The 22,787-nt window shown below is 59.0% G+C and carries 20 protein-coding genes; 15 read left to right on the top strand and 5 right to left on the bottom strand.

What is annotated here, in order from left to right; all coding sequences use genetic code 11:
* Position 1: 1 nt before the first annotated feature.
* A complete protein-coding gene (locus DWB63_RS12925; RefSeq protein ID WP_128329262.1) occupies positions 2-850 on the bottom strand; it encodes a zinc metalloprotease HtpX in 849 nt (282 codons plus the stop codon).
* A gap of 247 nt (positions 851-1,097) precedes the next feature.
* On the opposite strand from DWB63_RS12925, the gene DWB63_RS12920 reads away from it, so the two are divergent.
* The 10 genes from DWB63_RS12920 to DWB63_RS12880 all read left to right on the top strand — a co-directional run bounded on the left by DWB63_RS12920 (position 1,098) and on the right by DWB63_RS12880 (position 12,973).
* Positions 1,098-2,426: an ATP-dependent 6-phosphofructokinase gene (locus tag DWB63_RS12920; protein ID WP_128329261.1), complete on the top strand. Its 1,329-nt coding sequence runs from the start codon at positions 1,098-1,100 to the stop codon at positions 2,424-2,426.
* 115 nt (positions 2,427-2,541) lie between these two features.
* A complete protein-coding gene (locus tag DWB63_RS12915; RefSeq protein ID WP_128329260.1) occupies positions 2,542-3,855 on the top strand; it encodes a cytochrome ubiquinol oxidase subunit I in 1,314 nt (437 codons plus the stop codon).
* Positions 3,856-3,879: 24 nt separating this feature from the next.
* A complete protein-coding gene (gene cydB, locus DWB63_RS12910) occupies positions 3,880-4,929 on the top strand; it encodes a cytochrome d ubiquinol oxidase subunit II (protein WP_128329259.1) in 1,050 nt (349 codons plus the stop codon).
* A gap of 180 nt (positions 4,930-5,109) precedes the next feature.
* Entirely contained in the window at positions 5,110-5,331 is a 222-nt protein-coding gene (locus DWB63_RS17345) for a hypothetical protein (RefSeq protein ID WP_164879890.1), read from the top strand.
* 2 nt (positions 5,332-5,333) lie between these two features.
* Positions 5,334-8,060: an ATP-binding protein gene (locus DWB63_RS17430; RefSeq protein ID WP_206613167.1), complete on the top strand. Its 2,727-nt coding sequence runs from the start codon at positions 5,334-5,336 to the stop codon at positions 8,058-8,060.
* Positions 8,061-8,075: 15 nt separating this feature from the next.
* A complete protein-coding gene (locus DWB63_RS12900; RefSeq protein WP_128329258.1) occupies positions 8,076-8,537 on the top strand; it encodes a response regulator in 462 nt (153 codons plus the stop codon).
* A complete protein-coding gene (locus tag DWB63_RS12895; protein WP_128329257.1) occupies positions 8,534-9,289 on the top strand; it encodes an ATP-binding protein in 756 nt (251 codons plus the stop codon). The genes DWB63_RS12900 and DWB63_RS12895 overlap by 4 nt, the downstream gene beginning before the upstream one ends.
* A complete protein-coding gene (locus DWB63_RS12890) occupies positions 9,258-10,925 on the top strand; it encodes an ATP-binding protein (RefSeq protein WP_164879889.1) in 1,668 nt (555 codons plus the stop codon). The genes DWB63_RS12895 and DWB63_RS12890 overlap by 32 nt, the downstream gene beginning before the upstream one ends.
* A 72-nt stretch (positions 10,926-10,997) precedes the next feature.
* The gene (locus DWB63_RS12885) at positions 10,998-11,654 is read left to right on the top strand and encodes a TRAP transporter small permease subunit (RefSeq protein ID WP_241648845.1); all 657 of its coding nucleotides are present in this window, start codon (positions 10,998-11,000) and stop codon (positions 11,652-11,654) included.
* Positions 11,651-12,973, top strand: a complete 1,323-nt coding sequence (locus DWB63_RS12880) for a TRAP transporter large permease subunit (RefSeq protein WP_128329255.1) — start codon at positions 11,651-11,653, stop codon at positions 12,971-12,973. The genes DWB63_RS12885 and DWB63_RS12880 overlap by 4 nt, the downstream gene beginning before the upstream one ends.
* A 355-nt stretch (positions 12,974-13,328) precedes the next feature.
* Here the strand turns inward: DWB63_RS12880 and DWB63_RS12875 are convergent, their stop codons facing one another.
* Positions 13,329-14,459, bottom strand: coding sequence for a TRAP transporter substrate-binding protein (locus tag DWB63_RS12875; RefSeq protein ID WP_128329254.1), 1,131 nt, complete (start codon positions 14,457-14,459; stop codon positions 13,329-13,331).
* A gap of 244 nt (positions 14,460-14,703) precedes the next feature.
* Here DWB63_RS12875 and umuD point away from each other — a divergent pair, with 244 nt between their 5' ends.
* Together umuD and DWB63_RS12865 are read left to right on the top strand one after the other, a co-directional pair.
* A complete protein-coding gene (gene umuD / locus DWB63_RS12870) occupies positions 14,704-15,165 on the top strand; it encodes a translesion error-prone DNA polymerase V autoproteolytic subunit (RefSeq protein ID WP_128329253.1) in 462 nt (153 codons plus the stop codon).
* A gap of 131 nt (positions 15,166-15,296) precedes the next feature.
* Positions 15,297-16,574: a Y-family DNA polymerase gene (locus DWB63_RS12865; RefSeq protein WP_128329252.1), complete on the top strand. Its 1,278-nt coding sequence runs from the start codon at positions 15,297-15,299 to the stop codon at positions 16,572-16,574.
* Between the two features lie 51 nt (positions 16,575-16,625).
* Here DWB63_RS12865 and DWB63_RS12860 read toward each other — a convergent pair whose 3' ends face one another.
* The 3 genes from DWB63_RS12860 to DWB63_RS12850 form a co-directional block, all read right to left on the bottom strand.
* Positions 16,626-17,228 (bottom strand): LysE family translocator, encoded by a 603-nt coding sequence (locus DWB63_RS12860; RefSeq protein WP_128329251.1) that lies wholly within the window; start codon positions 17,226-17,228, stop codon positions 16,626-16,628.
* Between the two features lie 10 nt (positions 17,229-17,238).
* A complete protein-coding gene (locus tag DWB63_RS12855) occupies positions 17,239-18,072 on the bottom strand; it encodes an AraC family transcriptional regulator (RefSeq protein WP_241648844.1) in 834 nt (277 codons plus the stop codon).
* 349 nt (positions 18,073-18,421) lie between these two features.
* Complete coding sequence (locus DWB63_RS12850) at positions 18,422-18,970, bottom strand: hypothetical protein (protein WP_128329250.1); 549 nt, start codon at positions 18,968-18,970, stop codon at positions 18,422-18,424.
* A gap of 310 nt (positions 18,971-19,280) precedes the next feature.
* Here DWB63_RS12850 and DWB63_RS12845 point away from each other — a divergent pair, with 310 nt between their 5' ends.
* The 3 genes from DWB63_RS12845 to DWB63_RS12835 all read left to right on the top strand — a co-directional run bounded on the left by DWB63_RS12845 (position 19,281) and on the right by DWB63_RS12835 (position 22,733).
* Positions 19,281-20,567 (top strand): hypothetical protein, encoded by a 1,287-nt coding sequence (locus tag DWB63_RS12845; protein ID WP_164879888.1) that lies wholly within the window; start codon positions 19,281-19,283, stop codon positions 20,565-20,567.
* A 22-nt stretch (positions 20,568-20,589) separates the two neighbouring features.
* Positions 20,590-21,768, top strand: a complete 1,179-nt coding sequence (locus DWB63_RS12840) for a THUMP domain-containing protein (RefSeq protein ID WP_128329248.1) — start codon at positions 20,590-20,592, stop codon at positions 21,766-21,768.
* A gap of 80 nt (positions 21,769-21,848) precedes the next feature.
* Positions 21,849-22,733 (top strand): DMT family transporter, encoded by an 885-nt coding sequence (locus DWB63_RS12835; RefSeq protein WP_128329247.1) that lies wholly within the window; start codon positions 21,849-21,851, stop codon positions 22,731-22,733.
* Positions 22,734-22,787 lie beyond the last annotated feature (54 nt).

The raw sequence follows: 22,787 nt of genomic DNA, 5'->3' as shown, positions 1-22,787 counted from the left end.
ATTACCTGCCTTGAGCCATGGCCCGGAGCCTGGCGATGCGGTCTTCGATGGGAGGATGCGTGGCGAACAGGGACGTGGCCCTGCGGCCGCTGAAGGGATTGACTATGAACATGTTTTCCGTGGCCGGGTTGCCCTCAAGCGGCACCTGGCGCGAGACGGCGTCGAGCTTGCCCAAAGCCCCGGCAAGGTCCAAGGGATGCGACAGACGCGCCCCGGTGGCATCGGCAAGATATTCGCGCGACCGGGAAATGGCCATCTGGATCAGGGTGGCGGCAACAGGGGCGAGAAAGGCCATGGCCAGAGCGGCCAGCGGACTGCCTCCCTCGTCGTCGTCACCGGACATACCTCCGAATATGGCCGTCCACTGAAGCATGGTGGCAATGTACACGATGGCACCGGCCAGCACTGCGGCGATGGTCTGGATGAGGATGTCCCGGTTGGCGATATGCCCCAATTCGTGGGCAAGCACGCCCTTGAGCTCGGCAGGGCTGAGCATGTTGACGATGCCCCGCGTGACGGCCACCACGGCATGTTCCGGGTCACGTCCCGTGGCAAAGGCGTTGGGGGCGTCCTGGGGAATGAGAAAGATGCGCGGCTTGGGAATGCCCGCATTGGCCGCCATTTCCTCGACCACCCGATGGATGTGCGGAGCGTCGCCGGGCGAAAGTTCGCGGGCCTTGTACATCCCGAGCACGATCTTGTCCGCATACCAATAGCTGCTCACGTTCATGAGCATGGCCAGGGCAAAGGCCAGGAACAACCCGGCCCGGCCACCCATGGCCCCGCCGAGCATCATGAGCAGGCCGGTGAGCAGGCCCAGGAACAGCACGGTCTTGATCTGACTAGTCATATGAGTGACAACCTCCAATCATCACAATGAGTCGCAAAGCCAGTAAATAGGACTTTACCTGCAAAGGTCAAGTGAGCGAAAAACTCCTTCAGCGGGGTCGGCCCGGATCACCCCCCGGGCACCAGGCGCCTCGGTGAGGCCACACCATCTGTAACACGTCGATAAAACGCATTTATAATTTGCCCGCGACCGAAAATCATTATAACAATAAGTCCAATATCCCATTTCCGTAAGCCAAGAGGTCCAAATGAAAGCATCCAATGGTGAAGGTGGCACACCTAAAGACACCACAATAGCCACCGTCGGCACCGCCAAGGTCATGAATCCGATCAAATTCGGCTGGTTTGTCGAAGAAGACGATGCCGTACTGGTCAATATTTCCCGAAAGAACGTGGAAGGAACCAGCCGAAGCAAGAAAAAGCCGGTGCATGTCTATTTCGAACCGGCAGGTCCCCGTGACAAGGTTTATTACGACCCCAGCAAGACCAAGTGCGCTGTGGTCACCTGCGGCGGCCTGTGCCCGGGACTGAACGACGTGATCAGGGCCATTGTCATGACCGCCCACCATGAATACAAGGTTTCGTCCGTGCTCGGCATCCAGTACGGCCTCGCCGGTTTCGCGCCGGAACAAGGCTACGACGTCATCGAGTTGACCCCGGATTTCGTCAGCCGCATACACGAATTCGGCGGCACTGTTCTGGGCAGTTCCCGCGGCCCCCAGGACCCGGAGGTCATTGTGGACGCCCTGGAACGCATGAACGTCTCCATCCTGTTCATGATCGGCGGTGACGGCACCATGCGCGCCGCCTCCAAGGTCGTGGACGAAATCGCCAATCGAGGCCTGTCCATTTCCGTGGTGGGATTGCCCAAGACCATTGACAACGACATCAACTATGCGTCGCCGTCCTTCGGTTTCGACACCTCGGTGGAAACCGCCACCCTGGCCCTCAGAGGAGCGCACGTGGAGGCCACCGGAGCGCCTTGGGGAATCGGCCTGGTCAAGGTCATGGGCAGGGACGCGGGCTTTATCGCGGCACAAAGCGCCCTTTCCTGCCAGGAAATCAATTTCTGTCTCATCCCCGAAGACCCCTTTGACATCCACGGCGAAAACGGCTTCCTGGCCGCCCTGGACAAGCGCATGAAGAAAAGCGGCAATGCGGTCATCGTCGTTGCCGAAGGCGCAGGGCAGGACATGCTCAAGGAGTCCGGGAAAAAAGACGCTTCGGGCAACGTCAAACTGAGCGACATCGCCACCCTGCTCAAGGAAGAAATTCTCAATCATTTCAAAAATCAGGGTATTGAAGCCACGTTGAAATACATCGACCCGAGCTACATCATCCGCTCGGTACCGGCCAATGCCAACGACCGCATATACTGCTCGTTCCTGGGCATACACGCGGTCCATGCCGGCATGTCGGGCCGTACCGGGCTGGTCATCTCGCGCTGGAACGGGCGGTACGTCCATATACCCATGGACCTGGTGACCAAAGGCAAGAAACGAATCAACACCTGCTCCAATTACTGGAGGGCAGTGCTCGAATCCACGGGACAGCCCATCAGCATGAAAAACAAGTAGGCTGAGAATAATAATTATTCTTGCCTTGTTCTTTACGGGAAGGTATACACCTTCAAATGTTGACTTTTAATTGATCGATAAGGTGTTTCAAAGCAATATCCGCAAGGGGGTTTGTATGGATGTGCTGATGCTTTCTCGGCTGCAATTTGCTGCGGCCACCATGTTTCACTTCATCTTCGTGCCGCTGACGCTCGGTCTTTCCGTGCTCATTGCCTGCATGGAAACGGCCTATGTACGCACCGGCAACGAGGTATACAAGAAAATGGCCAAATTCTGGGGCAAAATATTTTTGGTGAACTTCGCCCTGGGCGTTGTCACCGGCATCACCCTGGAATTTCAGTTCGGCACCAACTGGTCGAGATATTCCGCCTATGTAGGCGACATCTTCGGCTCGCTCCTGGCCATCGAGGCCACAGCCGCGTTCTTCCTGGAGTCCACCTTCATCGGCGTCTGGCACTTCGGATGGGAAAAGCTCTCGCCCAAAGCCCACGCCACCACTGCCTGGCTGGTGGCAGGCGCATCGAACCTGTCCGCCATCTGGATTCTCATCGCCAACGGCTTCATGCAGAACCCGGTGGGGTACACCCTGCGCAACGGGCGTGCGGAGCTGACCGACTTCTTCGCAATCATTGTCAACAAATATGCCTGGCTGGAATTCTTCCACATCATCCCGGCATCCCTGCTGCTGGCCGGTTTCTTCCTCATGGGCGTTTCCGCCTGGCACCTCCTGCGCAAGAGCAACGAAAGCTTCTTCAAGAAATCCTTCAACATCGGCGTGACCGTTGCCCTGGTCTTCTCCATCTTCACAGCGGTGGAGGGACACATCCACGGCAACAACATGTCCCTGACCCAGCCCGCAAAGCTGGCGGCCATGGAATCCCATTGGGTAACCCAGAGAAATGCGCCCATGAATCTTCTGGTCATTCCGGGTGAAGACGGCAACGTGCTGGAAGCCCTGCCCCTGCCCGGCGTGCTGAGCTTCCTGGCCTACAACGACTTCAACGCCGAGGTTAAGGGGCTGAACGACTTCCCCAAGGAAGACCGGCCGCCCGTGATCCTGACCTTCCTTTCCTTCCGCCTGATGGTCGGCCTGGGCACGCTCTTCCCGCTCCTTGCCGGTTTTGGCTGGCTCATGCGCAACAAACTCGACAAGTATCCCCTCTACCTGAAGGTACTGCCCTATTGCATTCCCCTGCCCTACATCGCCATCTGGGCGGGCTGGACCCTGACGGAAGTGGGCCGCCAGCCGTGGATAGTGTACGGACTCATGCGGACCAGTGATGCGGTATCCCCGGTAGCGACCGGCGAAGTGGGCTTCTCCTTGGTGCTCATGACCCTGCTCTACTCCCTGCTCGGTGCCGCCGGAATCTGGCTGATGATCAAGCTCGCCAAGAAAGGGCCTGAAGACAACAGCCCGATCCAGGTCTAACACAGCGGATTAAAGGAGAAACTTATGGAAACTATACTGGAAATCGGTTCGCTGCACTACTACATGGCGATGATCTGGTTCGTCCTCTGGGGAGTGCTTTGGGCCATATACTTCATGCTGGACGGTTTTGACCTGGGAGTAGGAACCCTGCTCCCCTTCCTGGCCAAGAACGAAGCCGAAAAAAGGGCGATGTTCAACGCCACCGGTCCCTTCTGGGACGGCAACGAGGTCTGGCTGATCGCGGCCGGCGGCGTCACCTTTGCCGCCTTCCCCTACGCCTATGCCCAAATGTTCAGCGGCCTGTACACGGCCCTGATGCTCCTCCTGTTCACCCTCATCGTGCGCGGAGTTTCATTCGAATTCCGCTCCAAGGTGGACAGCGACGCATGGAAAAAGATCTGGGACACCGCCCACGCGGTCTGTTCCTTCCTGCCCGCCCTGCTGCTCGGCGTGGCCTTCGGCAACATCTTCCAGGGCATCCCCCTGGATGAAACCGGGTTCTCCCAGGCCGGATTGCTCGGCCTGCTGAACCCCTACGGCATTGCGGGCGGCATCCTGTTCGTGAGCATCTTCCTCATGCACGGAGCGCTCTGGCTGTGCATCCGCACCACCGGGGAGTTGCAGGTCCGCGCAGAGGGCATCGCCGTCAAGCTGTGGCCCGGCGTGGTGGTCCTGACGGTCCTGTTCCTGGCCTTCACCGCCTTGTCCACCAAGCTGTTCAACAACTACCTGGTCTACCCGGTGCTGTTCGTCATCCTGCTCCTGCCTGTGGCCGGACTGGTGCTCATGCGCACCTACCTCGGAGCCAGGAAATACTGGATGGCCTGGGCATCCTCCTGCCTGTACATCGGCGGCACGGCACTGTTCGGCGTGGTCGGCATCTTCCCGGCCCTCATCCCGTCCAATCCCAACCCGGCCAACAGCCTGACCATCATGAACTCCGCATCCAGCCTCCTGACGCTGCAGATCATGCTCGGCGTGGCCCTGGTGTTCGTGCCCCTCGTCATCGCGTACCAATTCTGGGCCTACAAGACCCTTGCAACCCCGATGACCGATGAGGACATGCATTACTAAACCCCAACCTCCTTCCCACAACCGCCCGGTTCCGCAATTGCGGGGCCGGGCTTTCTTTTGCCCGGCAAAACAACCGCCTATCTATAATTGCACTTTTGCCGCAACCTGTTATGTTCAAATTATTCAGACCCCACTCTACCGGCAGGCATGGAAAAGACCCCAACACACCGGAGGACGTGCTTGAACAGAATCATCGGATTCTTCAAAAACCGAACCAGTGCCATCCTGCTCTTCCATGTAGGCGTGCTGTTCTTCAACTGGCCTCTGTTGTCCATCACGGCAGACGACGGAGGCGTTACCGCATTCTATTACATATTCGTCGTCTGGACGGTAATAGTGGCTCTGCTCATGGTCACAGGGTACGCCCTCCACCGCGCAACAACCACGGACAAGAAGGACTGAACATGTTCAATCCACTGGTCGTGGTCATTGTCATGCTCATCTATTTCGGTCTGCTCTTCCTGCTGGCCCTGTGGGTGGAAAGCCGTTCGCCCTTGAGCAAAAGAATCGCCGGAAATCCCTTTGTCTATGGACTGTCCCTGGCCGTGTTCGCCACATCCTGGACCTATTATGGCAGTGTGGGCAAGGCCGTGAGCTCGGGCATGCTCTTCACCACCATCTACATCGGTCCCACCCTGACCATCATACTGTGGTGGCAGATCATGCGGCGCATGGTGCGCATCAAGAACAAGTTCCACATCACCTCCATCGCGGATTTCATTTCTGCCCGATACGATCGGTCTCTCAGTCTGGCGGCCATGGCCTCCTGCGCGGCCCTGGTGGGCTCCACTCCCTATCTGGCCCTGCAAATCAAATCCGTTGTCGCGACCTTCAACACCATCGCCGGAGATCCCGGCCCCACAACTTCCTGGGTGCGGGAGCAGGTCGGCCCCCTCTCGATCATCCTGATGATCGGCTTCACCATCATGATCGGCGTCCGCAAACTCGATCCCACGGAACGGCATCCGGGCATGATCACCGTGGTCGCCGTGGAATCCATCGTCAAGCTGGCCGCATTCCTGGCCTGCGGCATCTTCATTACCTTCGTGGCCCACAACGGATTCCGCGACGTCTTCGCCAATGCCGAAGCCATGGGCCTGCACCTCAACGAAATCATCTCATTGACCGGTCCCGTGGAAACTCCGTATTCGACCTGGGCCACCTATCTGGTCCTGTCCATGTCCGCCATCATGTTCCTGCCCCGCCAGTTCCATGTGGCCGTCATCGAGAACAGTGACCAAAGACACCTGACCACGGCCATGTGGCTGTTCCCCCTCTACATGCTGCTCATCTCCATTTTCGTGGTGCCCATCGCGCTGGAGGGATTGCGTATCGGTTTTTCACCGGACATGGCCGACACCTTCGTTCTCAAGCTGCCCATGTGGTACTCACGCCCATGGCTGACCATGCTCGTCTATATCGGAGGCGTGTCCGCGGCCATTTCCATGGTCATGATTTCAAGCATGACGCTCTCGACCATGCTCACCAATCATATCCTGCTGCCCATCATAGGGAATTTCAAACAACTGATGTTCCTGCGACGCCATCTGATCAGGCTCCGGTGGTTCTGTGTGGCCCTGGTGATTCTGACCGGATACTGGTTCGAAGTCGCGGTGGGCAATTCGTTCATGCTGGTCAACATGGGACTGATATCCTTTGCCGCAGCCCTCCAATTTGCACCGCCAATCCTGGGGGGGCTCTTCTGGGAACAGGGCAACAAGATCGGTGCGCAACTCGCCCTGGCCGGCGGCTACACCATCTGGTTCTATACCCTGGTCGTCCCCGCCTTTGCCCGCAGCGACTGGGCATTCCAGTCCATGACCCTAAACGGCCCCTTCGGCATCGAATTGCTCAAGCCGGAAGCGCTGTTCGGTCTGACCTCCATGGACCCCCTGGGCCAAAGTGTGTTCTGGTCCATGTTCGTCAACATCGGTCTTTACGTGTCCGGGTCCATGGCCTGCACCCAAAGCGCCACGGGCATGACCTTGGCCAAGGGATTCGTCAACATCCTCCAACGCGAGGACAAACGAGCCATCGCCTCCAGCGAGGCCAGCATCGACCTGGAGGAAAAGACCCACAGCATCGTCGCGGCCCTGACGCGCTACATGGACGACTCAGAAGCCGGAGCCTTGTTCGTAAAGAGCGTGCGGCGAGCCGGTCTGGCCGAGCAGCGCATGATATCTCTTGCCGATTTGGCTGAACTGTTGGGCGAGGTGGAGAACGCCCTGGCCGGGGCCGTCGGCACGGCCGAAGCCCATGCAGCCATCATGTCCGCCAATGTCTACACGGAAAAAGAGCGAGACAAGCTCTCCAGCATGTATGCCGAAATCCTGGCCGAGCTGAAGCTCTCGCCCGGGGAACTCAAACAGCGCGTGGACTACTACATGGAACGGGAAGCCCTGCTCTCCTCCCAGGCCGAAGATCTGGAAAGACGCGTCAGGGAACGGACAATGGAACTGAAAGCGGCCAACACCGAGCTGGAATCATTCTCCTACTCGGTATCCCACGACCTGCGTGCGCCGCTCAGAGCCATCGACGGCTTCAGCCAGGCATTGATCGAAGACTACGGAGACAAGCTCGAACAGGAAGCCCTCAATTATCTTGACCGCGTCCGGCTGGCCAGCCAGCGCATGGGCATGCTCATCGACGACATTCTGGCCCTGACGCACATGAGCCGTCTCGGCGTCACCTGCGAAACAGTGGATCTGGGCGAAATCATGCTCGATGTGATCCTGGAAATCAGGGAGCACGACCCCGACACCATTGTGGAGATAGAAATCGAACCGGACCTCAAGACCCGCGCCGACCCGCACCTCGTCCGGCTGCTGATGACCAATCTCGTGGGCAATGCCTGGAAATTCAGCAGTGCCAACGAACACCCCAAGGTCACATTCAAGGCCAAAACCATTGACGGCACCAAGTGGTTCGTGCTGCGAGACAACGGGGCCGGGTTTGACATGCGCTACGCCGACAAACTGTTTCAGGCCTTTTCCCGCCTGCACACCCAGGACGAGTTCGAAGGAACCGGCATCGGTCTGGCCATAGTGGACCGCGTCATCCGCAAGCACGGCGGCCAAATCCGGGCCGAAGGCGAAATCGGCAAGGGCGCGACATTTTCATTCACACTATAGACGCGGGAGATCATCATGTCCCAAGACGCTGCAAAATCCATCCTGTTGATAGAGGACAACCCTGACGATGTCGCTCTGACCTTGCGGGCTTTCCAAAAGAACAACATCATGAACAACGTGGTCATAGCAACGGATGGGGCCGAGGCTTTGGATTATCTCTTCTGCACCGGGAAACATGCCGGCCGGGATTGCAAGGATACCCCCCAGATCATCCTGCTCGACCTCAAGCTGCCCAAGATAAACGGCCTGGAAGTACTGACGCGCATCCGCGAGGACGAACGGACCAGGCTGCTGCCGGTCATCATCCTGACCTCCTCCAAAGAACAGCAGGATCTCCTGGACGGATACAGCCTGGGAGCCAACAGTTATATCCGCAAGCCCGTGGACTTCAACCAGTTCTCAGAGGCGGTGCGGCAACTGGGGCTGTACTGGCTGGTCCTGAACATCGGTCCGAACGGAGGCCAGCCAACGCCATGACGCCCGCCCAGTGCCAACGCATGCTTGAAGAGCTGAACAGGGAGATGGACCTCATGCTCTATGCCATTTCCCATGACCTGCGCGCGCCGCTCAGGGCCATCGACGGGTTCAGCCAAGCCGTCATCGAAGACCATGCCGATGCTCTGGGAGACTCGGGCAGAGACTCTCTGGAACGGGTGCGCAGCAACGGCATGAAGATCAACCGGTACATCGATGCCCTGCTGGAGATGTCCCGCGAGTCCCGGAACGACATCACCCCTGAGGCGGTGAATCTTTCGGCACTGGCCGAAGAGGTCAATGCCGTCCTGGCTAAAACCTACCCAGACCACACCCCGAAGTTGACTGTGGAACAGGGTGTCACCGTAATCATGGACCGGCTGCTCGCCCGGACGCTGCTGACCAGGCTGCTGGACAACGCCTGGAAATTCACGGCCGCAGCAAATGATCCCCGCATCACCTTCGGGATCGAAGAGCATGGCGGCCTACACTATTGCTTCATCCGCGACAACGGAGCCGGATTCGACATGCATTACGCCAAAGACCGCTTGTTCGGCGTGTTCCAGCGCATGCACGGCGAAGATGAATATCCGGGCCCGGGCACAGGGTTGGCCACGGCCCGCCGGATCGTCAACCGCCATCACGGCGAAATCCTGGCCGAGGCCGAGACTGGCAGGGGCTGTACGATATTTTTCCGGGTGAATGATGACCAGAGGAGGCCAAATGGGCATACCGATCCGTGTTTTGATCGTTGAAGACAGTGAAGATGATGGCCTGCTCACACTGCGCCAACTCCGTCGGGGCGGCTACGAGCCGGACTGGAAAATGGTGGAAACGGCCAGGGCCCTGACCGACGCCCTGGACAAAGGCACCTGGGACATCATCCTGTCCGACTACCAGATGCAGGCCTTTGACGGGCATGAGGCCTTGAGAATAGTCAAGGAAAAGGGGTTGGACATCCCGTTCATCGTCATCTCAGGAGTGCTGATCGAGGACAATGCGGTCATGATCCTCAAGGAGGGGGCCAGCGACTATGTCCGCAAAGGCAACTGGGCCAGACTCATCCCGGCAGTGGAACGCGAACTGCGCGAAGCCGACAGCCGCCGCCAGCGCAAACGCGCCCAGCAAAAACAGCTCGACGCCCAGGAACAATACCGCATCCTTTTCGAGAGTGCGGTCGAAGGCATATTCCAGTCCACCCCGTCGGGGAAATTCATCAGCGCCAACCCGGCCATGGCCCAGCTCCTCGGATACGACTCGCCCAAAGAAATGATTGAGGCAGTCACCCACATCAAAGACCAGCATTACGTCCGCAGCGACACCCGCAAGAACATGCTCGCCATCCTGGAGAGAAGCGGAACGGTTTCTGGATTTGAAGCGGAAATCTTCCGCAAGGATGGATCCAAAAGATGGGTCATCATCAACAGCCGGGGCATCTTTGACGAAAACGGCGATCTGGAGATCATCGAAGGATTTGCCGTGGACATCACCAAGCGGAAACAGGCCGAACAGGAGCTGGCCGAGATGAACCGGCAGCTAGAGCGGTTGGTCGCCGAGCGCACCATGGATCTGGAAAACAAGGCCCTGCAGCTGGAGCAGGCCAACCTGCGCCTCAAGGAACTGGACCAGCTCAAAACCGCATTTTTGTCCTCGGTCTCCCACGAACTGCGGACCCCCCTGACCAGTGTGCTCGGCTTTGCCAAGTTGATTCACAGGGACTTCTGCAAGGTCTTCCTGCCTGCGGCCAAATGCCAGGCTGATATGCACAAAATGGGAAGCCGCATATGCAACAACCTGGATATCATCGTTCAGGAAGGGGAGCGACTGACCAGACTGGTCAACGACTTCCTGGACCTGACCCGCATCGAAGCCGGACGCATGAACTGGGACGATCAGCTGATCGCTCCGGCCCCGGTGCTCAGACATGCGGCCCAGGCCGTGACCGGACTCTATGCCCAAAACCCCGACCTCAGGCTGCTGGTGGAGATCGCAGACGACCTGCCCGAAATGACCGTGGACCCGGACCGCCTGACCCAGGTGATCATCAACCTGCTCAACAATGCCGCCAAGTTCACCCGATCGGGCCGGGTCATCCTGCGGGCCGGATCGGAAGCGGACGGCCAGACCCTCACCATCCAGGTGGAGGACACCGGCAGCGGCATCCCCGCCCAAGACATAGAGAACATCTTCACCAAATTCCATCAGGTCAAGGACAAGACCGCGCAAGACTATGGCGCGCGCGGAGCCGGCCTGGGACTGGCCATCACCAAACAGATCGTGGAACGGTACGGCGGCTCCATCCGGGCCGACTCCGAGGTTGGCCGGGGGAGCACCTTCCATATTGCCTTCCCGATAAAACCGAATGCCGACGGCGTGGAAAAAGCACTTTAACTCCGATCAGCCAGGCGATTCCCGGTTTGCAAGACGCGTCCCCCTTTTTACAATCACCCGGAGTCCTGCCCGGTGTCATCGGTCATAATGGATGGTTGTCCGGCATTCCTGCCTGCCCTGCCGGGCGATGATCCCAACGTGTTCATCTGGTTGGACGAACATGCCACTGCGTTCCAAGGAAGGGTTTTGATGGGAATTCTGACTGGCCTCATCCGATGCATCGACCGGCTGAACACCTGGTTCGGCAAACTGGCGGGCTATATCGCCCTGCTCATGGTGATGGTGGTCACCGCGGACGTGATTATGCGATACGCTTTCGACACCTCCTTTGTAGCCGTCCAAGAGCTTGAATGGCACCTGTTCGGGGTCGTGTTCCTCCTTGGTGCAGGCTATACCCTGCTGGTGGACGGGCATGTGCGCGTGGACGTCTTCTACCAGCGACTCAGCCCCAAAGGACAAGCCTGGACCAACCTTCTGGGCGTCATCCTCTTCCTGCTGCCGGGCTGTTTTCTCGTGCTCGACACCTCCTGGCAATTCTTCCGCATGTCCTATGTCATCGGCGAAGGCTCCCCGGACCCGGGCGGACTGCCTGCCCGCTACGTGCTCAAGGCCTTCATCCTCGTCGGCTTCATCCTGGTGGCCCTTCAGGGCATTTCCATGGGCATCAAGTCATTCCTGACACTCATCGACAGGCCTCATGAAGAACCGAAAGGGAGGGCGCATAAATGACGGAAGCCCTCCCGCTGATCATGTTCGCGGTGCTGACCGTCCTGCTGATGTTCGGCTTCCCCGTGGCCTTCACCCTGCTCGGCACGTCCCTGATTTTTGGCCTCGTCGGCTTCGGATGGGATTTCTTCAACCTGCTCCCCATGCGCATCTGGGGCATCATGAACAACTTCACGCTGATCGCGGTGCCGCTCTTCATCTTCATGGGCGTCATGCTGGAACGGTCAGGGCTGGCGGAAGACCTGCTGGAGACCATGGCCCTGCTGTTCGGCCGCATGTGCGGCGGCCTGGCCGTGTCCGTGGTCATCGTGGGCATGCTGCTCGGCGCGTCCACCGGCATCGTCGGCGCCACCGTGGTCACCATGGGCCTGATCTCCCTGCCCACCATGCTCCGGCGCGGCTACCAGACAGAGCTGTCCACCGGCGTCATCTCCGCCTCGGGCACCCTGGGGCAGATCATCCCGCCATCCATCGTGCTCATCCTGCTCGGCGACATCATCGGCGTGTCCGTGGGCGAATTGTTCATGGGCGCGGTCATTCCGGGCATGGTCCTGGTCGGCCTGTACTGCCTCTACATCATCGTCTACTCGCACTTCAACAAGACCTGCGCCCCGGCCATCCCGGACAAGGAATGGAAAGAGATCCTCAGGGCCGGTCTGTGGACCCGCGTGGTCAAGGCGCTCATCCCGCCGCTGCTGCTCATGACCTGCGTGCTCGGCTCCATCTTCGCGGGCGTGGCCTCCCCGACCGAGGCTGCGGCAGTGGGTGCCGCCGGGGCCATGATCCTGTCCATCGCCAACGGCCGCTTCACCTTCAAACGATTGCAGGAAACCATGACCACCACGACCGTGCTGACCTGCATGGTCTTCATCATCCTGGTGGGCGCGAGCGCCTTCGGCCTGGTCTTCCGGGGCCTGGGCGGCGACCACGTCATCCGCGACTACATCACCCACCTGGCCTTCGGTAAATGGACGGTCATGCTCATCGTCATGTCCATCATCTTTGTCATCGGCTTCTTCCTGGACTTCATCGAAATCACCTTCATCCACATCCCGGTGCTGGCCCCGATCATGGCCGACTTCGGATTCGACCCGCTCTGGTTCGCCATCCTGTTCGCCGTGAACCTCCAGACCTCGTTCATGACGCCGCCCTTTGGCTTCTCCCTCTTCTACCTCAAGGGCGTGGCCCCGCCCCAGGTCAAGACCGGACACATCTACAAGGGCATCATCCCGTTCGTCATCCTCCAACTGATCGGCCTGAGCCTGGTAGTCATCTTCCCCGAAATGGCCACCTGGCTCCCCAGAGCCATCTTCAGCAACTAACAGAACACACACACCCGTTGCGCCAGCAACGTCTTTCTCCCCCCCCTGGAGCGCCTTTGCCGCCAAAGGCTGCAAACAGCGGCTCCCCTGCCAATCCCTTCGCCCTCACGGAGCGCCTTTGCCGCCAAAGGCTGCAAACAGCGGCTCTCCGACGCACCGAGGCTTGCAAGAGTGGGTCAGATGTGCATTTTCCGGGTGCCTCCCAACCGGAGGCGTAGCCCAGCTACGCTGAGGATTGGGAGGCACCCGGAAAATGTGCAGATGGCCCGCTATCGCAAGCCGGCACTCCGGCGCGAGGCGCAAAAAAAGGCGTGGCCTCTTCAGCCGCGCCTTGTTTTTGCGCCAAGGCGCCGGACTACTTGATGTAGCGTTCGGCTATGGTGTCGAAATAGGCACGCGAGGACACGTCGGACCAGGCTCCCCATTGCTTCTGGAACGTGTCGAAACCGGCAGCGACCTTGGTGGCCAGCGGGGACTTGGCCGCCTCTTCGGCAATGACCTCTCGTGCCATGACGCGCAGGTCGGCCAGGATATTTTCCTGGAAGCGCTTGAGCTGCACGTTGTGCTTGGTGACCAGTTCTTCCAGGGCTGCACCGTTGCGGGCCTCGAATTCGCACAGGGATTCAAGGTTGGTCTCGGCAGCGGCTGTCTTGAGGACGGCCTGGAGGCGCTTGGGCAGGGCCATGAACTTATCCCTGTTGAACATGGCGTCCAGGCAGGTTCCAGGCTCGTGCCACCCAGGGTAATAATAATACTTGGCGGCCTGGTAGAAGCCCATGCGCAGGTCATGCAGGGGACCGACCCATTCGGTGGCGTCGATGACGCCGCGCTCAAGGGAAGTGTATATTTCGCCGCCGGCCAACAGGACCACGGTGCCGCCAGCCTTGGCAATGACCTTGCCGCCCAGGCCGGGGATGCGCATCTTGAGGCCTTCAAAATCCTTGATGTCGTTGATTTCCTTGTTGAACCAACCGCCCATCTGGACACCGGTGTTGCCCATGGGGCGGCCGATCAGGTTGAACTGCCCATAGACTTCGTCCCACAAGTCGAGGCCGCCGCCGGAATAGAACCAAGCATTCAGACCCTGCGCGTTCAGGCCAAAGGGAACTGCGGAAAACCACTGGCATGCCGGGTCCTTGCCAGCCCAGTAATAGGCTGAACCGGAACCGCACTCAGCCGTGCCTGCGGAAACAGCGTCGAACACGCCCAGTGCAGGGACAAGTTCATTGGCGGCGTAGACCTGAATGACCATCTCGCCGTCAGACAGGGCCTCCACTTTTTTGGCAAAATTTTCTGCGCCGGTCTGCAAGATGGGCAACTTGGGCGGCCATGTGGTGACCATTTTCCAAGTGACGGTTTTCTTGACCTGCACCGGTGCGGCAGCCTGATTGGCAGGTTTGTCCTCGCCCTGACAGCCTACAAGCAACGCAGTGCCGCCCGCGAGACCGGCAATGGCGGCTTTGCTCAAAAAATCACGTCTTTTCATGGTTCCTCCAGAGGTAGACGTTGTTTCAGTCGCCCTAAAACCCCAATTCTTGGCATACTGAAAAAACCTGCATGACTTCACTGTTAATTGCAAGTGGGCCGCACACAATCGTCAACAACTCACCGGTGAGAGCGCATTTTCTCTCGACCCGATTGACGCAACACCGATGTCAATCAAACCTTGACAAACAGACTGTTTGACAGCAAAATGTTTTTCTAAGCTTAACAAAAAAAACGGAGCACACATGCCCTTGTATACATATCCGGACAGCCTGACCGGGGTCTGGGTCGGTCAGGTATCGCGGTTTGATTACCGGATGCGGTTACAGCTCGGCCTGGCCGGCGAAAGCGTGGCCGCCGGTTTCCCCTCCCCGGCCGAAGAATATCTGGAAAAGACCCTGGACCTGAACGAATATCTGGTGCCCCGCCCGGAAGCGACATTTTTCGTGCGCGTGTCCGGCGACTCCATGATCGGGGCATCCATCCACCACGGCGACATCCTCGTGGTGGACCGGTCCCAGACCCCGCGGCCGGGAAACGTGATCATCGCCCTGGTGGACGGCGAGTTCACGGTGAAACGACTCAGGAAGACGCCCACAGGGCTGGAACTGGCCCCGGAAAATCCGGACTTCACCCCGATCCCCCTCTCCGAGGAGACGGAGTTTCAGGTCTGGGGCGTGGTCTTGCATGTGGTCCATAAGGTTTAAGCGGCTTTCCATTTGCTTTGTAAGGCCGGAAAGAGAGGTTGCTTGGGTACCAGACGAAACCCGTCTTGATTGCCAGGCCCCGCGAAGCGGTGACAAAAAGTTCTGGAGGGGGAGTCCAGGGGGGGGAACCTATGCCGAACAGTTATGCATTGATGGACTGCAACAATTTTTATGCTTCGTGTGAACGGGCGTTTCGACCGGAGTTGGTGGGGCGGCCCGTGGTGGTGTTATCCAACAACGACGGGTGCGTGATCGCACGTTCGGACGAGGCCAAAGGGGTGGGCGTGCCCATGGGAGCGCCGTATTTCAAATGCCGGTCCATGCTGGAACGGCATGGGGTGGCCGTATTTTCGTCCAACTACGCCTTGTACGGGGACATGTCCGCTCGGGTCATGCGGGTGCTGTCGCGATTCTGTCCGGGCGTGGAGGTCTATTCCATTGACGAGGCTTTCTGTGACCTGACCGGCGTACCGGGCGGGGCCGAGGCTTTCGGGCGCCGGTTGCGGGCCACGGTCCAGGCCTGGACCGGCATCCCGGTGTCAGTGGGCATCGGCCCGACCAAGACCCTGGCCAAACTGGCCAACCGGTTCGCCAAAAAGCAGGCCCGATGCCGGGGCGTCTTCGACTTCGGGACCAGCCCTGCCCCAGACCGGGTACTTGAATGGACCGGAATCGGCGACATCTGGGGCATCGGACCGCGCCACGCCAAACGGCTCCGCAAGATGGGCGTGGACAACGCGCTCAAGTTTCGCGGGCTGAAACGGGACTGGGTGCAAAAGAAGATGACGGTTGCCGGACTGCACACCTTGCTTGAATTGCGCGGCTTGCCATGCCTTGGTTTGACGGACGGCCCGGCAAGCAAGAAGACCATTGTTTCCTCGCGTTCCTTCGGCCATCCGGTGACACGGCTTGAAGACATACTGGAAGCCACGGCAAAGTACACAACCAGGGCCGCCGAAAAATTGCGCAGACAGCGGTCGGTGACCTCAAACCTGCTGATTTCCCTGGAGACCAACACCTTCAAACTCGGCCAGCCCCAGTATTCCAACGCCCTGTCCGTCCCCCTGGCCGTGGCCACGGCCCACACCCCCACCCTGATCCGGGCAGCCACATCCGGCATGGAGCGCATTTTTCGTGACGGCTACCAATACAAGAAGTGCGGCATCATGCTTTCGGGACTGGAGCCGGAGCGAGGCCGGTGGCTCAACCTGCTGGCCCTGCCTCCGGCACACAGGCCGGATGACCGGCCGCTCATGCAGGCCGTGGACAGCCTCAACTCCCGATGGGGCCGGGACACGGTCTCTTTTGCCGCATCGGGCGTAAAGCAGGGATGGAAGATGAAACGGGAGATGCGCTCTCCGAGATACACCACCGTGTGGAAAGAAATATTGACGGTCACGGCGGGATAAACGGCATCCGGGGCACAGGTCCCGTCCCCTGCAAGCCTCTCGGCAGGGCTGCTATCGCAGCGCGAGGTATATATGCTGATACGCCATATCCAAAGCGACAACGGCCAGCGTCACGCCCATTACAACATTGAAATACTTGAGAAAACAGCTGTTTTCGACATGTCGGGCCACTGCCGAGCCAAAGGCGGCGTAGGCGAGTGGCGCTCCGAAACCGAGAAGGCCAAGCCCGATGGACCAGACCGCGATCCCGCTTCCTCCAATACCTGCGGCCGGGAACTGCACTGCGGTCACGGGCAGGACGGCCAAAAACGATTTCGGATTCAGCAATTGCATGAGCAGGCCGTCACTGAATTTGAGGACGGCAGCGTTGTTTCCGTCCCGAGCGGTGTCTACGTCCGAGGAGATGACCCTGTAGGCGAGATACAGGATAAAACTGACGCCGAAAGCGGTAATGAGAGGCATCGCTTTTTCATCGACCACCGCACTGCCCGCATAGCCCATCAGCAGAAACCAGAAACTCAACGCAACAGCCACTCCCAGGCAGAACGGGATGTGTGCGGCGAACCTGCGCTGCACTCCGCAATTGAGGCTGAGGATATTCACGGGGCCGGGGGTGTACATCACCGCCACGCAATAGAGTAGAATGCCAACCATGCGGCGGTCCTCATTTCATCAACTGATGTTGGTACTGTTTGGGCGTGATGCCGTATGACCGCTTGAAGTGGCGATTCATGTGGCTTGCATCAAAAAAACCGAACTCCTGTGCAAGCACGGAAGGGGATGCCCCGGTTCCGAGAGCCTCTCTCACCCTGTTGATTTTGTGGATGAGGATATACTTGTGGGGAGTCAACCCGAACTGGCTTCGGAACAAACGAATGAAATGGAATTTCGAAATATTTGCCACCCGGCTGAGATCAGCGAGCGAAATATCCTCTGCTATGTTGTCATGGATGTAGTCCTTGGCCCTCAACAGCAAAACATCTTTGTGACCGGTCCAGGCATCAGGACTGAAAATGCCCATTCTTTGGGCAAGCCTTTTCGCCAGCTCGTACAGACAGTGTTCGTATTCAAGGGATGAGCGGCCTGTTGCGGTAACAAGATGCGACATGTTCAGGATCAGGGACTGAAGACACCTGTCCTCAAAATGCGTTTCCAGAAACCGAAACTGCGCCCTGCCGGAATCCGCGGTACTGCCCACGAGTCGGAGCATGTCGTCCGGGTCAAGATAAAGCATTGTGTACTTCAAGGCATCCTCGTTTCCCGGGTTGCCGTTGTGCACATCACCGGGGTTGAACAGCATGATGTTGCCCGGATGGCTGCGAAACAAACTGCCGTTGCAGGAAAACTCCTGGACACCCTCGATCGTGACACCCAGAGCCAGCTCCTGGTGCGCATGCTTGGCGTAGGAAAAATCCGACATGACGGCATTGAGAACCGTCATGCCGATTTCGCTCTCGGCTTTTACAAATTGGAAACGATTGGATTGCATTACGGCCATGATTCAACCTCTGTCCTGTCTGCTAGGAATAGTCTGCTCACAAGGGAAAAGCTTGGACAAAATTGCTCAATCAACGGGTTTTTATGATTCGGGAAACAGGGCAAGGGCAGCGCCCGCCTGGCCACCGCCATGAGGCAGTCAAGCAAAGAGGCTCCTGCCCACATGGATTCCTGAAATTATTCCCGGAATGTTCAGAGGCGCAATCAACGATGACGAGACGCTAAACCGACAGGCGCATACGATCACCAAGACAAGGCATGGGCAAATACGAATCCAAGGCCGCTCTGACCGATCATGACAAAAAAACCCCGCGAGGCGGGGTTTGAAATACTCACTGGCCTGAAATCGCTCAATCCAGGGACACCTCATCCACCGCTCCCTGAAACAGATCCGGGCTTGAGACCATGGCGGTCCGGGTCAAGCTCAGGTGGTCGCCCTTGGACCGGGCCTGAAGAAAGGCCATGCGCCTAAGTTCCAGCCGTTCCAACTGTTCCTGACGGTGACCGAGCAGTTTTTCGATCCTTTTCTGTCGGGCATCGGCAAAAAGCGCGGGATCCTCGGCAGCCGAATCAGCCTCGGCCACCATGACCGGGGCCTCGGGGCCTGCCGGTTCAGCCTGCATGTAATCAGGCAACGTAAAGGCCTCGCCCCTGACCACGGAGTCGATTTTGTTTTCTATGACCTCGTTCGGCGCATGGTCATTGGCAGCGTATTCGTAGGAAAATTCGCCCACAGTATAGGCTATGGAAGCATATTGGAGCGGTGCAAACCCGGCCATGCCGCCAAGGCTCAACAGCGGTCCGACAACGGCGCAACCGGGAAGCAGCCCACCCATGACACTCATGACCAAAAAGGCAAGAACCGCTTTCACAGAAAAGTTCTGTGTAACCTTTTTCATGGATACTCCAGCAATTATACCACTGTCCACCCATGCCCCCCCAGGCTTGGCAACACATTGTTACCATATACTATTTATTCCTATCGGACAATATTTTCAAAACATTTAGGGAGGTTATAAAAGCACACTGCGGCACGGCTAAATTTAGTCTGTTATTACATCAAGTTAACTTAAATATTTGACAACCAAAAAAGGCCCGAAAAAAGACCTACGATAAAAAAAGTTGCCCTGAAATAATTGAAGAAACCATTTTTGACGGACGTAAAGCCGCCTTTACCTGTGTTGCTCAAAGAGGTAAATGACCATGCGTATGGAACAGACACACCCCTCGACACCGACCGCATCCAGACTGGCGGCTGTCCCTCTTGCAGTGGCCTATCTGGCCGTGCCCCTGGGGACTGTGCTGATCCGACACATGCCCCCGACAGATGGGTCGCCCTTTCTGCCATGGGTCATTCTGGCCGCACTCGGCGCTGTCCATGCCATTCTCTTCCGGCGGTCCGGCGCCCGCCTCAAAAAGCGTTTCTTCTTCGAAGTCGCCATGTTCATGGGGCTGGTGTCCATCCTGTTCCTGCGCCAAAAAGAACTCCTCCGGCAGCTGGAAACCTTTGCCTCCATGGCCCCGGAACTGACCCCGGTCGTCATGCTCGGATTCTGCTGGCTATGGGCCGTCACCTTCGGCCTGCCCGACCGGGCCGCGTTCCAGCGATATGGAGCGGCCCTGGGCGTCCTGTGCATCCTGGATCTCGTCGTGGAAATCCTTGTCCACCAGGCCGTACCGGCCATGCGCTGGATCGGCGACAGCAACGTGCTGGCCGGACTGCTGCTCGTGGCCCTGTGTGCCGGACTGAGGCCGGGCAAGGCTGACGGAGGCCTGTTCGAGCCTGATCAGGGCTTGCCCATATGGCGCACCTTGATCCTGGCGGGCATCATGGCCTGCCTGTCCCGCACCGGCCTGTTCGCCGCCGGATGGATATTCCTGTGCTTTGGCCGAGGGTCCAGAGTGGTACGCATGTGCGTCTGCCTGATCTGTTTCCTGCTCATCGGGGTGACCTTTCTGCTGCCCGCCACGCCGTCGGACCTGTCCAGATTCGTGGATTATTGGCTATGGGCCAAATCATTGAACATGTTTTCACTGGACCCCTCGCTCCTGATCTTCGGCCTGCCCCTGGACCGCGCATTGCCTATGACCTTTCCGCCCGAGATGACCTCGATCTGGGAAGCGGTCACCGGAGCGCCGGCCCTGTTCGGCGTGCACCTGCAACAGATTCCGTCCTTCTGGCTCCGGTTGCTGCTGGGATGGGGATTGATCGTGCCGTTGCTCTTCCTGTCCGGCCTCCTCATCCTGCTCTTGCGACGGCCGACACGCATGGGAGCCGGACTGGCCGCTGCCATCTTTGCCCAGGGCATGTCCACCCCCCTGCTGTACTGCCCGGCATTGGGCGCTGCCATGGGGCTGGCCCTGTTCCTTGCCCTGTCCGCCTCGGCTGCCACCCCCCTGCCCAACAAGAAACAAGAATCCGCCCCACAAAGGCCCGAACCTCCTTCCCGACCGGACACCGACCCCGCTGCACAGTGGGACCTGCGTCCGCTCTAGCCGTTTCCACCGGAGACACCCTATGACGATTTTCACCCAAGAAGCCCCTATCCTGGTCACCTGCCCCAAGGACATGCCCGAATACCTCAAGGCAGAGCTTGAGGGACTGGGCTTTGCCAGAACCCATGCCCTGGACGCGGGCGTGGAGACTTACGGCACGCTCAACGACTGCATGCGCCTCAACCTCTGGGTGCGCACCGGCCACCGGGTGCTCTTCGAGCTGAAACGCTTCCGCGCCTTTGACGCGGACGAGCTGTACCGCGAGATCAAGGCCCTGCCATGGGAGGAATTTATCGCCCGTGACGGCTATTTCCGGGTGGACGCCTCCATTCGCGACACCACGGTCAACGACTCCCGGTTCGCAGGCCTGCGCGTCAAGGATGCCGTGGCCGATCGGTTCATGGATAAATACAATGAGCGGCCGGATTCCGGCCCGGAAACCAACGGCGTCTGCCTGTTCCTGCACTGGCGCGAAAACCAGGCTACCATCTACCTGGACACCACGGGCGACCCCCTGCCCCGGCGCGGCTACCGCAAGCGGCCGCACACGGCCCCCATGCAGGAGACCCTGGCCGCAGCCTGCATCCTGGCCTCCGGCTGGCCCGAGCTGGCGAAAACAGGCAGCCATTTCATTGCGCCCATGTGCGGCGCCGGCACCCTGGCCATCGAGGCCGCGCTCATGGCCATGAACGGCGCGCCCGGCCTGTTGCGCGACAATTTTGCCTTTATGCAGGTACTCGGATTCGACCCCGAGACCTGGGATGGGATGCTGGCCGAGGCCGAAGATGCGGAAAATCCCGAGATCAAGGGCCGGATCATCGCCACGGACCACGATCCCGAGGCCGTAGATGCGGCTCGGGACAATGCCCGATTGGCAGGAGTAGGCGACTTCATCGAATTCGAGGTCTGCGACTTCTCCGAGACCGACATCCCGGACGGGCCGGGCCTGATCATGCTCAACCCGGAATACGGCCAGCGCCTCGGCGACCTGGACAAACTCGAAGAGGTCTACAAGTCCATCGGGGACTTCTTCAAGCAGCGGTGCGGAGGCAAGACCGGCTTCATCTTCACCGGCAACAGCGATCTGGCCAAGCGCGTGGGGCTGCGCACCAAGAGCCGCCGCATCTTCTGGAACGCCAAGATCGAATGCCGCTTGCTGGAATATGAACTGTACGAGGGGACGAAGAAGCAGAGGTCATAAGGGTCGCCGATATCCCCCATCGGCAATAACAGGCTCCGGGGTCTGGACTCGTCGCTGGAGCGGATATATAGCTTTCAACCATGAAGCAATCCCTCTCGTACACCTACACCTTGCTCGTCATCAGCATGATGCTCTGGGGCGGCACCTGGGTGGCCGGGCGCATCCTGGCCCAGTCCATCCACCCCATGACCGCGGCATTCCTGCGTTTCGGGCTGGCCTCGATCATCCTGTTGATCATGTGCTGGCGAGCCGAAGGCCGTCTCCCCAGACTCAAACGAAGACAGATACTTCCGGTGACCTTCCTGGGAGGTACGGGGGTTTTCGCCTACAGCTATTTCTTCTTCACCGGATTACAGACAACCTCGGCTGGGCGGGCCGCCCTCATCGTGGCCTGCATCCCGGTCTGCATCGCCGTGGTTTCGGCCTTGTTCTACAAGGAAAAATTCGGACCGGTGCGCATCCTCGGCGCACTGACCTCGCTGATAGGCGTGTCCGTGGTCATCGCCGACGGCAACCCCCTGGCCCTGTTTGCCGGAGGAATCAGCCGGGGCGACTACATGATTCTCGGCTGTGTCGTCAGTTGGACCGCCTACACCCTGGGTGGACGCTCGGTCATGAAAACCCTGCCGCCCCTGGCCTCCGTGGCCTGGTCGAGCTTCACCGGCACCCTCATGCTCCTGCCCGCCGCCCTGTCCGAGGGGTTGGTTGCCGACGTGTTGCGCGCCAGGCCCGTGGACTGGATCTGCGTTGTCTTCCTCGGCTTCCTGGCAACGGCCCTGGCCTATTTCTGGTATTACCGCGCCGTCAGCATCATCGGCGCGTCCCGTGCGGGCATCTTCATCAACATGGTGCCGGTCTTTGCCGTGATCATGGGCTTCGTGATTCTGAACGAACCCATCCACCTTTCCCTGGCCCTTGGCGGCCTGATGGTCATCTCAGGCGTTTACCTGACCAACAGGCCGTAAGCCTGTTATTGCCTTTCTCTTGCCCTTGGCGCATATTGGACTCCCCAAGGAGGG

Source organism: Pseudodesulfovibrio sp. S3, from assembly GCF_004025585.1.
GTDB lineage: Bacteria > Desulfobacterota > Desulfovibrionia > Desulfovibrionales > Desulfovibrionaceae > Pseudodesulfovibrio.
This window is presented reverse-complemented; position numbering and strand designations above follow the sequence as displayed.

What these genes read in the sequence shown, in the direction of transcription:
- DWB63_RS12925 (WP_128329262.1), bottom strand. Translation starts at nt 850, where the DNA reads ATGACTAGTCAGATCAAGACCGTGCTGTTCCTGGGCCTGCTCACCGGC.
- DWB63_RS12920 (WP_128329261.1), top strand. Translation starts at nt 1,098, where the DNA reads ATGAAAGCATCCAATGGTGAAGGTGGCACACCTAAAGACACCACAATA.
- DWB63_RS12915 (WP_128329260.1), top strand. Translation starts at nt 2,542, where the DNA reads ATGGATGTGCTGATGCTTTCTCGGCTGCAATTTGCTGCGGCCACCATG.
- cydB (WP_128329259.1), top strand. Translation starts at nt 3,880, where the DNA reads ATGGAAACTATACTGGAAATCGGTTCGCTGCACTACTACATGGCGATG.
- DWB63_RS17430 (WP_206613167.1), top strand. Translation starts at nt 5,334, where the DNA reads ATGTTCAATCCACTGGTCGTGGTCATTGTCATGCTCATCTATTTCGGT.
- DWB63_RS12900 (WP_128329258.1), top strand. Translation starts at nt 8,076, where the DNA reads ATGTCCCAAGACGCTGCAAAATCCATCCTGTTGATAGAGGACAACCCT.
- DWB63_RS12895 (WP_128329257.1), top strand. Translation starts at nt 8,534, where the DNA reads ATGACGCCCGCCCAGTGCCAACGCATGCTTGAAGAGCTGAACAGGGAG.
- DWB63_RS12890 (WP_164879889.1), top strand. Translation starts at nt 9,258, where the DNA reads ATGGGCATACCGATCCGTGTTTTGATCGTTGAAGACAGTGAAGATGAT.
- DWB63_RS12880 (WP_128329255.1), top strand. Translation starts at nt 11,651, where the DNA reads ATGACGGAAGCCCTCCCGCTGATCATGTTCGCGGTGCTGACCGTCCTG.
- DWB63_RS12875 (WP_128329254.1), bottom strand. Translation starts at nt 14,459, where the DNA reads ATGAAAAGACGTGATTTTTTGAGCAAAGCCGCCATTGCCGGTCTCGCG.
- umuD (WP_128329253.1), top strand. Translation starts at nt 14,704, where the DNA reads ATGCCCTTGTATACATATCCGGACAGCCTGACCGGGGTCTGGGTCGGT.
- DWB63_RS12865 (WP_128329252.1), top strand. Translation starts at nt 15,297, where the DNA reads ATGCCGAACAGTTATGCATTGATGGACTGCAACAATTTTTATGCTTCG.
- DWB63_RS12860 (WP_128329251.1), bottom strand. Translation starts at nt 17,228, where the DNA reads ATGGTTGGCATTCTACTCTATTGCGTGGCGGTGATGTACACCCCCGGC.
- DWB63_RS12855 (WP_241648844.1), bottom strand. Translation starts at nt 18,072, where the DNA reads ATGGCCGTAATGCAATCCAATCGTTTCCAATTTGTAAAAGCCGAGAGC.
- DWB63_RS12850 (WP_128329250.1), bottom strand. Translation starts at nt 18,970, where the DNA reads ATGAAAAAGGTTACACAGAACTTTTCTGTGAAAGCGGTTCTTGCCTTT.
- DWB63_RS12845 (WP_164879888.1), top strand. Translation starts at nt 19,281, where the DNA reads ATGGAACAGACACACCCCTCGACACCGACCGCATCCAGACTGGCGGCT.
- DWB63_RS12840 (WP_128329248.1), top strand. Translation starts at nt 20,590, where the DNA reads ATGACGATTTTCACCCAAGAAGCCCCTATCCTGGTCACCTGCCCCAAG.
- DWB63_RS12835 (WP_128329247.1), top strand. Translation starts at nt 21,849, where the DNA reads ATGAAGCAATCCCTCTCGTACACCTACACCTTGCTCGTCATCAGCATG.